Below are 13,154 nucleotides of genomic sequence, written 5' to 3'. Positions count from 1 at the left end.
GGATGCGTTTCCAAAAGACCCGGAAGAGGATACGGACACCGATGGGGACGGCACCGGGGACAATGCCGATGAGGACGATGACAACGATGGCACGCTGGATGATAAGGATGCGTTTCCAAAAGACCCGGAAGAGGATACGGACACCGATGGGGACGGTACCGGGGACAATGCCGATGAAGATGACGACAATGATGGTGTTTTGGATACTCTTGATAGCTGTTCCAATACTCCTTTAGGTGAAACGGCTGATGCCAATGGTTGTTCCGATAGCCAAAAGGACAGTGACAACGATGGGATTATGGATGATATGGATTTTTGTCCCGATACGCCTTTCGGAGAAGCCGTGGATGCCGAAGGCTGTTCCGATAGCCAAAAGGACAGTGATTTTGACGGGGTAAGCGATGCCCAGGACCTTTGTCCGGATTCCCCTGAAGACGAGGCCGTGGATGCCGAAGGCTGTTCAGATAGCCAAAAAGATACCGATAATGATGGAACCATGGATGATCAAGACAACTGCCCTACTGTTTATAATCCGGGTCAGGAAGACAGGGACGGTGATGGCCTTGGCGATGCTTGTGATACCATAGAGTTGAACGTTTCCCAAGCTTTTACGCCCAATGGCGATGGGATAAACGATACCTGGACCATCTATAACATAGAAAACTATCTCAACTCCATAGTACGGGTCTTCAACAGCTGGGGCAAAGAGGTGTTTGCTGCCAAGAACTATCAGAACGATTGGGACGGCCATTATAAGGGCCTAAGCAGTAGACTTCCCGATGGAGGTTCCTACTACTACGAAATAGACCTTGAAGGGGACGGTAGCGTAGATATGAACGGATGGCTGTTTTTGGCCAAGCAATAATCACAATAGATAAGAAATACAATAAAATACAATGCAGAATATAAAGAATATAGTGTCCATAGCTCTCTTTCTCATCTTTGGGTGGCTAAGTGCCCAGCAGGAAGGGTTGTTCACCAATTATCGCTACCATATGAATGCCTATAACCCGGCCTATGTCTCCCCTGGGGGGGAAACGGCCATTACTTCCAGCTATCGCCAGCAATGGACGGGAGTGGAAGAGGCGCCAAGGACCATAGTGGTATCCTTTGGCACCCGTTTGGGCGAAAAGAAGGGCCTTGGGGTGTCCGTGATGAACAACAAGACCTTTATAGAGAGCCAGACCTTTATTGGGATCGACTACTCCTACAAGCTTCAACTGTCCGAAAAGTCGGAACTCTACCTGGGGCTCAAGGCGGTCGGCAATAGTTATTCGGTAAACACCGCCGGGCTGGAGACCTACAACATACAAGCGGATCCCAGCATATCGTCCATCTCCGATTTTAACCCCAACATAGGGGCAGGGATCCTTTTTAAAAGGGAGGCGCTGTTCTTTTCTTTGGCCATGCCCAGGATGTTGAGCACGGACAGGGCCGAGAACCGCAACGGTACGGCAACGGCCACCGTAGCCGAGCCCCATCTTTATGCCACAGTGGGCTATGATCTGCCATTGGGCAAGGGCAACCTAATACTGAAACCCTCTGCCCTGATGCGCCAAGTAAGCGGGGCGCCAATCTCCGTAGACATTAATACCATGCTCTCCTTTAACAACGATTTTGAACTGGGGGCCAGCTATAGGACCGATTCGGCCTTTGCCGGACTGGTAAACCTAAGCCTTCAAAAGCGACTTACCCTTGGCTTTGCTTATGAGGTGAGTACCAGAAGTGAACTGGCCAGTGCCAAGAATACCAATGAGCTGTTCCTGAGGTTTGTATTTTAAAAAGTAGTGGGGCTTTTTTCCCAAACAATACATTTAAAAGAATGAGGTGCCCCAGGGTGCCTCATTTTTTTGGTATCGGATGGCCCAGATTTCATATTATGACATCCTTTTAGTGAAATGGTAGCCTTATAATACGGATAGGGATTATAATCTTGGTCAATTGTTGAATGATTAAATTCCCATGAACAATTAAGGAATAGCTTGTCTAAACAGGTCATATAAGGACGCCCGTATTGGTGCTGTTAGGAAATAGCTTTATTCAACATATATTTCTTGTTCTTAATTCACCAATTCTACAATTTTGGATACCGTTTCCTTATTGTTGACCCCCAGGCCTTCTTTCTGATAGGCCAATTCACCGCCCTGATCAAATACGCTGATGATGTTGGAATGTGAAAAATCCATGGGGGATATTTTTTTGTAGCTCACCGCCAATACCGCTGCAAACTCCCTAGTGTCTGATTCCGAACCTCTGAGAAACACCCACTTTTTTGAATCCAATTGGTTTTCCTTGGCAAATTCCTTAAGGCGCTGTGGCGTATCTGTTTCAGGGTCTATACTGACAAAAACAAGGGTGACGTCCTCTTTTTTGTCGGCTGGGATCTGCTCTTCTATCCCGCGCATATCGGCGACCAACCTGGGGCAAGCGGTTTGACAGGAAGTGTAGATCATGACCATAACCAAGACATCTCCTTTTAGCGCCTTCAGTTGTATTTCCTCATTGTTCTGATTGGTCCATTTGGATGGAAGGTTGTAGATGGATAGCTCCGAAATTTCACCTTCTTTTTTAACATTCATCGCTAGTTCCTGCAGCTCCATTTTGCAAACACTACAAGTACCTGGTTGATCGTAGGTCTTGTCACCTTCGCAATGCATGGGACATTGGTATTTTTCCGCTGTTGTTTTAGAGGAGTTCTTGGTATTGCATGATATTAGATTGATGAGCATAAGGCACAACAATCCGGCATTGAGAATTTTTTTCATATCCTTAATAAGTTAGGTTTTTATTATTCGATTCCTTTGTTTGTACACATCGGAACCCTAGGTTTCTTATGGAATAATTGGCTTTTAGGCTTCCTCTAAAGGCGTAGCGCATAAAGGCGGCGTAGTTCATTAGGTCCGATGCTCCAACCGCCGCACTACCACAAAAAAGATTACTGTCTTTGTCTACATCTTTTCTGGATTCACCGGAAATAAGCACCGAATTGAAATCCATGGCCCATTCCCAAACAAGTCCATGTAGATCATAGATTCCCCAATAATTTTTAAAGGTGGAACCTATGGAATTGTTAAATGTTTTTGGAGCTTCGTACCAGTCCAATATAAGTTGATTGTAGGTTTCCTTTTTACGGGCGTCCTGACTATTTTGATCGGCCATTGCGGCATATTCCCATTCATCTACGGTGGGCAATCTCTTGCCTTGGCAATCACAGTATTTCTTGGCGGCAAACCAAGAAACGTTGGTAACAGCTGCATCGGCGGCCAGCTGGTTTCCGTAGGAATCATCGCCCTCCCAATTCACCAAATAATTACCGTCTGCAAACAATTGCTTCACCTTACTTCTTTTCCATTCCGGATTTTCCTGAACAAACTTTAAATACTCCTTGTTGGTTACCGGATATACGTCCATCCTAAATTCATCTACCGTGACCGCGGTTGAATCCACTCCGTAGAGTGGAATATAAGTCCCTCCTTTAACGTTGACCATATGCTCAGATTGTGCATAAATGCCACTGCAAATAGTAATACTCAGAAGAGTAAGTGCTGCTTTAAAGAAGGGACTCATAATTATATTTTCGTTTTGTGAATTTTATTTGTTTCTTATTCTTTTGACCATAGCTGGAGTTACGTCTTTTTTGGAATTGCCCCAACTGTTGTATGCATAGGTAAGTACATTGGCCACCTCTTCATCTGACAAGGTCTGCGCCGTCATAACACTATTGTATTTTTGTCCGTTCACGGTTATTTCACCCGTTTTTCCATGCAAAACAATGTCTATGGCCCGATTGACATCGGCGTTTAAATAATCCGATTTGGCCAAGGGAGGAAAGGCGTTGGCAATTCCTTGACCTTCTGCCTGATGACAGGCAAAACAGGTTTGCATATAGGTCGCTTTTCCAAACTCCATCTTTTCCGCCATAGATTTGGCAGGGATTTCAGATTCCACAACACCTTTGGTTGAAGGCATATTTTGAATTCCACCACCCTCTGGTAGGTAAATACCGTCTTCAAGTTCACCGGAATAAATAGTCTTGTTTTCCTCACCTTCAACTTTTAGCATTCCCAATGCCCCCTTATTAAAGGCCCTGAATATGGAATGGTCAACTAGAATAAAAGTTCCGGGCACATCAACCTTAAATTCTACGATAGCTGCTCCTCCTGCAGGGATTAATGTAGTTTGTACATTTTCGTTTATCATATCGCCACCTTCCAAGTGTACCTTGTCAAATATTTCACCGATAACATGAAATGAAGATACTAGGTTGGGTCCACCATTGCCCACGAATAAACGTACCGTTTCACCAACTTTGGCGGTTATGGCATTGTCTCCTGTCAAGGCTCCCATTTTTCCATTAAATACTACATAATCTGCCTTTTCATCAACTGCTTTTTGCATATCGAAAGGCTGTAAACCTCTTTCTCCATTGGCACCTTTGGTGTAAAAATCGCCCTGCATAATGTAATATTCCTTATCCACCAAGGGCAGGCCGCCTTCGGGTTCTACCAAAATTAGACCGTACATTCCGTTGGCGATGTGCATCCCTACGGGTGCCGTTGCACAGTGGTACACATAAAGCCCAGCGTTTAGGGTCTTAAAAGAGAATACTTTCTCATGTCCTGGGGCTACAAAAGAAGATTCCGCACCTCCTCCGGGACCGGTAACGGCATGTAGATCGATATTGTGTGGCAATTTATTGTCCGGGTGATTTTTTAAATGAAATTCCACTTCATCTCCTACCCTAGTTCTTATAAAGCTACCTGGGACGGAGCCTCCAAACGTCCAATAGACATAACGTACACCATTGGTCATTTCTCCTTCCTGTTCCAGGATTTCCATGTCCACCTTTAGTAATTTTGCCTTTCTATCCCCAACAGGGGTAGGTACATGTGGTGGTGCTGTTAACTCTGCTATCATTTCACGATTTGCAGGGATATCCGCTGTACTGGCATAAACAATCTTTTCCTTTTTGGCACATGAGAGAATAAGACTACCCATTCCTACCACTAAAAAAAGGAGGAATATTTTTTTTGTCGATTTTGAATTCATAATGTTATGTTTTGGTTGCTTAATGAAATAATAAAGGACTTTTTTGTCTTTTATAAGGCAAAAATAATTGTGATTGACATATTAAAACATGACAGTTATCATGTATAGTGATTTATTGATAAATTAAAGTGATTTACAGCTGTCCATTGTGGCTAATAAAAAATATTGGGTTTTTGGTAAGGTTAATCCGGCTCCAATTATTGGTGTTTAACCTGGTGCCTTTCCAAGCCAAGGCCATCGGATCTTATGCATTGCATCATTTACCCAAATACTAGTGGTATTTGTACTTTTTGGTATAAAACTCCTTGGACATAAATTTAGTTGGGAAATGCTTAATATTGCTTAGCGATGTCAAAGTTGATACCTTGTAAATTTCAGGATTATTACGTAGACATATATGAAATATGGCAATGCAAATTCGTTAAACCTCTATAACCAACCATGAAAACCAAAACCTGTAAAATTACAATATTAGGCCTATTTGTCGCATTTACATCCTGTAATAATAATATGGATTCCGATTTAAGAGCCGGAAATCTCAATATTGGAATAAACAAGTCCGGTAATATTATTGGTCTAACCGATTCTCAAAAGAATACCGAATATGTACATATAAGCAACGACCCCAAAGCAATTTTAGGGATTACGGTCGATAACGAAATGGAATACCCTGCTTCTTTTGAAATAAAGGAAGAGGGAAGGGCTTTCTTGCTGAAGTATCCGGTAAATGGAATTGAGGCGGAAGTTCAAGTCGAAAACAAGGAAGGGTATCTTACCTTGGAGTTAATTTCGATCACCAAAGAAGAGGATATTGAATTGATTCTGTGGGGTCCCTTCGAAACGACTATTAAGGAGACCGTTGGAGAAACAGTGGGGGTGGTACGCAACAAGGATTTCTCAATAGGAATACAGGCTTTAAACAAAAAAACCCTTGGGGGATATCCCTCTCTAGAGGACGATTCCACCCCTTCTTTTGATATTTTTGGAACGACTAGTTTGGTAGATATTTCAGACTCCCTAAATATTCTGTATAGGGGACATACGGCCTTGCCAAAGGACTATGGCAGTTCTTTGCAGGCCTATACCAGAAATAGGGATAAGGAAAGGGTCATTTCTGCCATGGGGCATGAACATTATGTGGCCCCAGCTTTTATAGACGAGGGTGTAGTAGGCTCAAAAATTGCTTTGTTCGGATGTGCACCTGAGGAAGTTCTTAATACCATTGAAGCAATAGAACTTGGTGAAGGATTACCTCACCCAACTTTGGACGGAGTATGGAGCAAACGGTCTCCCATGGCTACTGCGGCCTATTTGATCCAAGACTTCGGGACCACCAATATTGATGATGCCATTGCGTTGACGAAAAAGGCAGGGTTACAATATTTGTATCATTCAGGTCCCTTTTTAAATTGGGGGCATTTTGACTTGCATAAAGATGCGTTTCCCAATAATTGGGAGAGTATGAAAGAATGTGTGGATAAGGCAGAAAAGGAAGGTATTAAATTGGGAGCTCACACACTATCCAACTTTATTACAACAAATGATCCCTATGTAACCCCTATTCCAGATGGGAGATTGGCAAAAGTAGGTTCCAGTATGCTGGTAAATGATATTGATGCGGAGGAAAAAAACATTGAAATTAAAGACCCGGTATATTTTAACCAAATGGGCAATAACAGCCTCCATGCAGTGGTCATTGGACAGGAAATAATTAGATATGAAAGTGTGTCGGAAACTGCTCCTTGGGTCTTAATGGATTGTCAGCGCGGGGCATTTGGAACAAAGTCCAGTGCACATAAAAAGGATGGTAAAATCTCGAAATTGGCCGACCATGGCTACAAGACATTTTTGACCAATATGGAGCTGGGGATAGAGATGTCCGGTAGATTGGCCGACCTGTACAACCAAACGGGTTTAAAACAAATATCTTTTGATGGTTTGGAAGGAAATTTTTCAACCGGAATGGGTACCTATGGGGAACTACTGTTTGTTGACGCCTGGTATAATAATTTGGAGCCTGAAATCAGGAATGATTATATCATGGATGCCAGTAGACCTGGACATTATTTTTGGCATATGTTTACCCGCATGAACTGGGGCGAGCCATGGTACGCCGGTTTCAGGGAAAGTCAGACTTCCTATAGACTCCTGAACCAGGATTATTTCAGGAGAAATTTTATCCCCTGTATGCTGGGGTGGTTCAGTATGCGCGACAATACCAGCTTGGAAGATATAGAATGGATGTTGGCCAGAAGCGCTGCTTTTGATGCTGGTTATGCATTGGTCACTTCCGTGGATTTGGTTGGTAAGAATGGATTTGGAGATGAGATTTTGGAGAAAATAAAACAGTGGGAAAAAGCCAGATTGGGCGGTGCCTTTACCGATGAACAAAAGAAAAAAATGGAGAATATCAACGACGAATTTTCTTTGGAAACGGTATCGGAAAACAGTTGGAATTTAACCCCATACGCTGTTCAGCGCTTTGAGCATGAATTGAAAATACGACAGCCGGGAGAGCCTGTATGGTCGGTATTTGATTATGAAAATGAATTTTCTTCCCAACCTATGCAATTTATTTTGACAACCAAGAATACTTCGGTTTCAGGAATATCAATAGAAATCGATGATTTCAAAAAAATAGATTTGGATATATCCATTGATAAAGGGGAGAACCTGAAATATGATGGCGGTAATGAAGTTGTACTGTATGACAAGTCCTGGAATAGAATAAAGAGTATTTCCATTGATCCTGAAAAACTTGTTGTAAACACTGGTGATCACAAAATAAAGGTGGACTGCACTTTTTCTGCCATTGAAGAGGCAAGTCTTAAGTTGGAAATTAAATCGGCAGGAAAACCGGAAAAAGTAGAATTGAAATAAAGGTCCTTAGGTTAATAACAATAGTCTTTAAGGGCAAATTAAAAAGGGGCTGGACCAATCATGGGTTTAGCCCCTTTTTTAATCGATAGGGATAATTAAATTATCAAATTGGCTTGACCTAAATCATAAATTCCTTAAAAAATGAAGTTTTTATTTCGGAAAAGTTCACGATATTGAAGCCTGCAAAGAGAATATGATCATATAGTTCCTAAAACAACAACAATGTGAAGAATTCTTTTTACACCGCTTAACCCGGTTGGATCCCTTGTTAGTGGATCCATAAATGAATAAAGTGACCAATGGAAAAAGAGGACAAGAAAGAGCTGCGCAATAGTGACTGGTTTGGCCGTAGTGGTAAATACGGATTTATCTACAGGGCCTGGACGAAGAACCAAGGGCTTCCCATTAATCGAATACCAATCAACTATGGATTTTAAAGACAAAGTAGCCATTGTTACCGGAGCCGGACAGGGAATTGGGCTGGAGATATGTAAACAGTTGGTGGCCCATGGGGCAAATGTTATCTTGAACGATTTGGATGCCAAACTGGCCGAAGCGGCAGTTTCAAAAATAGATCTGAAAACTGGAAAATGTATCCCATTTGCTGGAGATTCTGGAGATATATCGGTCATCAACCAAATGGTGGACAAGGCGGTTGAAGAATTTGGAAAACTGGACGTGGTGGTTGCCAATGCAGGGATAACCCTCTTTGGGGAATTTCTTAGCTATCCTCCTGAATCTTTCTTTGAGGTTATGAAAGTGAATTTGGGCGGGAGTTTCTTCTTGGCCCAGGCAGCGGCCAATAGAATGAAAAAACAGGGTTCGGGCGGAGCTATCCTTTTTATGTCTTCCGTAACAGGGCATCAGGCACATGAAAACTTAGCGGCCTATGGGATGAGTAAGGCTGCCTTGGAGATGTTGGCCAAGAATCTGGTCATAGAGCTATCGCCCTATAAAATAAACGTGAATACGGTGGCTCCAGGGGCTACACTGACCGAAAGGACCTTGCGGGATAAAGACTATTTCGGCACCTGGGAAAGTATTACCCCTATGGGTAGGCCCGCATCGGTAAATGATATAGCCCAAGCCGTTTTGTTCTTGATCTCCGAAAATGCTAAACATATAACAGGACAGAGCTTGGTTATCGATGGGGGTTGGACATCGGTTAGCCCGTCTCCATACAAAAAATAATAGGGTGCCCCAAGATTTATCATGCACTTCAATAGATATAAAGAAATAATAGATATAAATAAGAATGAGTCCAGAAGTAGTTAGTGGAATTAAAAGCGAATTGGGGGAAGGTCCGATATGGGATGACTCCAAAAACCAGATAAGTTGGGTATGTATCCTAAATGGACATATCCATGAATGGTCACCAGCATCCGAAACCCCGAATACCATTTCTGTGGGCCAAATGATAGGGGCTATGGCCGTTTGTGAAGACGGGAATTATATTGCCGCCCTGAAGGACGGATTTGGGTTTGTAAATAGGAAAACTGGGCACGTAGATATGATAAAGAATCCAGAAGAAGATTTACCGGAAAACAGGTTCAATGATGGGAAATGTGATCCGGCAGGAAGATTTTGGGCAGGGACTATGCCAATCTCCGAGGATAAAGCATCTGGTAGTCTGTATATGTTAAGCTCTGATAAGGACTGTATTAAAAAGGAGACCGATATTAGCATTTCGAATGGCTTGGCCTGGTCCCTGGACCATAAGGTACTATATTATATAGACACGCCCACTCTTAAGGTGGTAGGTTACGATTACGATAACGATAATGGGAATATAACCAACAAAAGAACCGTAATCAATATTCCAAAGGAAGAAGGTTTTCCGGATGGAATGACCATAGATAATCAAGGAATGTTATGGATAGCCCATTGGGGCGGATGGCAGATTACCCGCTGGGATCCCAGGACAGGGAAGAAATTATCGGGTTTTGAGCTGCCTGTTTCCAATGTTACCTCCTGTACTTTTGGAGGCGAATCTATGAGCGACATATATATTACTTCGGCAAGGAAGGGGTTAAGTATGGAGGAATTGGAAAAACAACCTTTGGCAGGATCACTTTTTGTAATCCGGAATTCTGGTTTTACAGGTCTGCTTGCGCATAGGTTTAAGAATTGAACCTTGGAAGCTTCCAAGCTAAGCTTGGAAAAAAGTTTATCTAAATATATAACCAACAAAACCAAATTAAACTAGAATGAAGGGATTGGACGTACTGGATTGGGTCGTGATAACGGCCTATTTTGTCATACTGCTTGGAGTGGCATGGTGGGTGATTAAACAAAAACAAAAGAATACGGAGGACTACTTTTTGGCCGGACGGAACATTGGCTGGTTTATGGTAGGGGCTTCTATCTTCGCCTCCAATATAGGATCCGAGCATGTAGTAGGTTTGGCCGGTAATGGTGCTGCGGATAAAATGCCTTTATTGATTTATGAACTCCATGCTTGGATAGTTTTGATGTTGGGCTGGGTGTTTCTGCCCTTTTATGCCAGAAGTGGTGTTTTTACTATGCCGGAGTTTTTGGAAAAGCGATTTGATGCCCGCTCTAGATGGGTACTTTCCATAGTTTCTTTAATTGCCTATATACTTACCAAAGTATCTGTAACCATATATGCCGGTGGGGTAGTGGTATCTGCCCTATTGGGAATTCCTTTTTGGATCGGGGCGGTAGCCACCGTGGCACTTACTGGTCTGTACACTATTTTGGGGGGAATGCGTGCCGTGGTCTATACCGAGACCATACAGGCCATAGTTTTGGTGCTAGGAGCCGGAATCTTAAGTTTTATGGGATTGGAAGCTGTCGGTGGATGGGGAGAGCTGAAGGAAACTATAGGAGTCGATTATTTTAATATGTGGCGACCCAATTCGGACCCGGATTATCCTTGGTTGCCGTTATTCCTGACGAGCACCATTGTGGGAATCTGGTATTGGTGTACCGATCAGGTAATCGTGCAACGCGTGCTTACCGCCAAAAGTATTAAGGCTGGTAGACGTGGAAGTATCTTTGGAGCACTTTTAAAGCTGATGCCCGTTTTTCTTTTTTTAATTCCAGGAGTAGTAGCCCTGGGACTTAAAATGCAGGGAAAATTGGATTGGAACAGTCCGGATGAGGCCTTTCCGGTATTAATGAGCAACCTTCTGCCTTCTGGCCTACGTGGTTTGGTAGCGGCAGGATTATTGGCTGCCCTAATGAGTTCCTTGGCTTCCGTATTCAATTCCTGTTCTACTTTGTTTACCCTGGATATTTATAAAAAGTTGAAGCCCGAAAAACCAGAGGAGGAGTTGGTGAAAACGGGGCGAACGGCCACTTTTTTTGTAGTAGGTCTTGGATTGATATGGATTCCGGTAATTACGAGGCTTTCGGACGGACTGTACGAATACCTGCAGAATGTACAGGCTTATATTTCCCCACCGATCACCGCGGTATTTTTACTGGGAATTTTTTATAAGCGGATTAATGCCAATGGGGCTATAGCTACCTTGGTAGGCGGATTGATCATTGGCTTTTCCAAACTGACTTTGGAAATCATGAAATCCAGTTTTGCCGAGGGAAGTTTTCTTTTTAATCTAGCGGATGTTAATTGGCTGGTGTTCGCGGCTTATTTCTTTGCCTTGTGTATAGCCATTGCAGTTATTGTGAGTATGTTTTATCCCGCACCTTCGACCGCACAATTATCCGGTCTAACCTTTGGGACGGTTACGGCAAAACAGAAAGAGGAAAACAAGTCCAGCTATTCCATTTGGGATATAGTGGCTTCTGTATTGGTGGTGCTTATTGTATTGTATATTATGATATCGTTCAGTACACTATCACTTTAGGGATCAATAAAAAGGAATTAATGACATACTGCAGTTCGGGCGATTCGGATATTCTTTATTGATCTATGCCTAGTCTGCCCTTAACCCAATTTTTCCCTAAAAAAATCGATAGTGCGACCCCAGGCTAATTCAGCAGCTTCCCGGTCGTACCTGGGAGTAGTATCATTGTGAAACCCATGGTTTGCCTTGGGGTAGATGTAGGCTTTGTATTCCTTGCCATACTTTTTTAAGGCTTCCTCATAGGCGGGCCACCCTTCGTTGACGCGTGTGTCCAATTCGCCGAAATGGAGCAATAATGGAGCATTTATTTTATCGATATCTTCAGTTGGCTGACCCCCGTAAAAAGGAACTGAAGCTGCTAAATTTGGAACCTTTACCGCCATCATATTGGAAATCCATCCTCCAAAACAAAAGCCTACCACGCCAACCTTGCCGGAACATTCCGGATGGGTTTTTAAATGTTCAAAGGCAGCGATGAAATCTTCCAACATTTCATCGCGATTTCGCTTGCTCTGCAGTTCACGGCCGTCATCATCGTTACCGGGATAACCCCCCAAGGGGGTCAAAGCATCCGGAGCCAAAGAGATGAATCCTGCAAGGCCGGCCCTACGCCCTACATCCTCTATATGTGGATTCAATCCACGATTTTCGTGGACCACAATTATTCCAGGAAGTTTTGCCCTGGCCTCCGATGGCCTGGAAAGAAGACCCTTAATGGAGCCTCCACCCTTAGGGGAATCGTAGTGTATATATTCCGAATTCAATTGTGGATCATCTGGCTGTATCTGGATTTTTTTCACATAATCCGGAGAGATAAAGCTAAGTAGGGAAGCTACAGTTAGACCACCAACGGCATAGGTAGATAATTTATCCATAAACAGTCTCCTACTCACCCTGTTGTGGGCATAGTCATCATAAAGGTCAAAAACTTCTTGTTTAACGTCTTCTTTTTTTAATGGTTTCATGAGCATAAATTTACAGTTAACGGGGTCTTTTGCTCGATAATCGAGATTTTAACCTGCCTACCGCAGGCGGGCGTCGAAATCAAACTTAAATTTCCTTTCATTGCCTCGTGGGCCTGGCTTTGTAGCTAGACAGGCTTGCCCCGAGGTAGTTTGTTTTTTAACGTCCATCATAACAAATCATAGTATTCCTTTACTTTTTTCATTAGAATTGGGGAACGGTTGCCGAGTTTAGTCCTTAGCTCTGTATTCCTCGTACCTACATGTTTCTTTTAGTTCTTGGGGATGCTATCCAATATTTGTAAAAATTGATTTGTTACTGTTGCAAATGGGTTGTAATCCAATATTGACAATAATATGGAGCGTGCCAATAGTATGTTCTTATTAAAAGTATGAAAATAGTCTTAACTTTTTGTGGGAATTATAAAAA

General features: G+C 42.9%; 10 protein-coding genes. 6 read left to right on the top strand and 4 right to left on the bottom strand.

Annotation, left to right across the window (positions count from 1 at the left end):
• Both MWU84_RS21355 and MWU84_RS21350 read left to right on the top strand, forming a co-directional pair.
• On the top strand, positions 1-865 hold an 865-nt coding region (locus MWU84_RS21355), incomplete at its 5' end, for a gliding motility-associated C-terminal domain-containing protein (protein WP_246905536.1).
• 31 nt (positions 866-896) lie between these two features.
• Positions 897-1,781, top strand: coding sequence for a type IX secretion system membrane protein PorP/SprF (locus MWU84_RS21350; RefSeq protein ID WP_246905534.1), 885 nt, complete (start codon positions 897-899; stop codon positions 1,779-1,781).
• Positions 1,782-2,060: 279 nt separating this feature from the next.
• On the opposite strand, the gene MWU84_RS21345 is transcribed toward MWU84_RS21350, so the two are convergent.
• From MWU84_RS21345 to nirK, 3 genes are all read right to left on the bottom strand, one after another.
• Complete coding sequence (locus MWU84_RS21345) at positions 2,061-2,765, bottom strand: SCO family protein (protein WP_246905532.1); 705 nt, start codon at positions 2,763-2,765, stop codon at positions 2,061-2,063.
• Between the two features lie 4 nt (positions 2,766-2,769).
• Positions 2,770-3,489, bottom strand: coding sequence for a formylglycine-generating enzyme family protein (locus tag MWU84_RS21340; RefSeq protein ID WP_246905540.1), 720 nt, complete (start codon positions 3,487-3,489; stop codon positions 2,770-2,772).
• Positions 3,490-3,591: 102 nt separating this feature from the next.
• Entirely contained in the window at positions 3,592-4,998 is a 1,407-nt protein-coding gene (nirK, locus tag MWU84_RS21335) for a copper-containing nitrite reductase (protein WP_246905538.1), read from the bottom strand.
• A gap of 492 nt (positions 4,999-5,490) precedes the next feature.
• On the opposite strand from nirK, the gene MWU84_RS21330 reads away from it, so the two are divergent.
• From MWU84_RS21330 to MWU84_RS21315, 4 genes are all read left to right on the top strand, one after another.
• On the top strand, positions 5,491-7,929 hold the full coding sequence (locus MWU84_RS21330) for a hypothetical protein (RefSeq protein WP_246905529.1): 2,439 nt from the start codon (positions 5,491-5,493) through the stop codon (positions 7,927-7,929).
• 426 nt (positions 7,930-8,355) lie between these two features.
• A complete protein-coding gene (locus MWU84_RS21325) occupies positions 8,356-9,120 on the top strand; it encodes an SDR family oxidoreductase (protein ID WP_246905526.1) in 765 nt (254 codons plus the stop codon).
• A 64-nt stretch (positions 9,121-9,184) separates the two neighbouring features.
• The gene (locus MWU84_RS21320; RefSeq protein ID WP_246905524.1) at positions 9,185-10,060 is read left to right on the top strand and encodes an SMP-30/gluconolactonase/LRE family protein; all 876 of its coding nucleotides are present in this window, start codon (positions 9,185-9,187) and stop codon (positions 10,058-10,060) included.
• A 76-nt stretch (positions 10,061-10,136) separates the two neighbouring features.
• Complete coding sequence (locus MWU84_RS21315) at positions 10,137-11,762, top strand: sodium:solute symporter (RefSeq protein WP_246905521.1); 1,626 nt, start codon at positions 10,137-10,139, stop codon at positions 11,760-11,762.
• A gap of 80 nt (positions 11,763-11,842) precedes the next feature.
• On the opposite strand, the gene MWU84_RS21310 is transcribed toward MWU84_RS21315, so the two are convergent.
• The gene (locus MWU84_RS21310) at positions 11,843-12,727 is read right to left on the bottom strand and encodes a dienelactone hydrolase family protein (RefSeq protein WP_246905519.1); all 885 of its coding nucleotides are present in this window, start codon (positions 12,725-12,727) and stop codon (positions 11,843-11,845) included.
• Positions 12,728-13,154: the final 427 nt, after the last annotated feature.

The organism is Arenibacter sp. F20364, assembly GCF_023015905.1.
Classification (GTDB): Bacteria; Bacteroidota; Bacteroidia; order Flavobacteriales; family Flavobacteriaceae; genus Arenibacter.
Note: the sequence above shows the minus strand (reverse complement) of the source record. Positions and strands in the feature narration are given on the sequence as shown.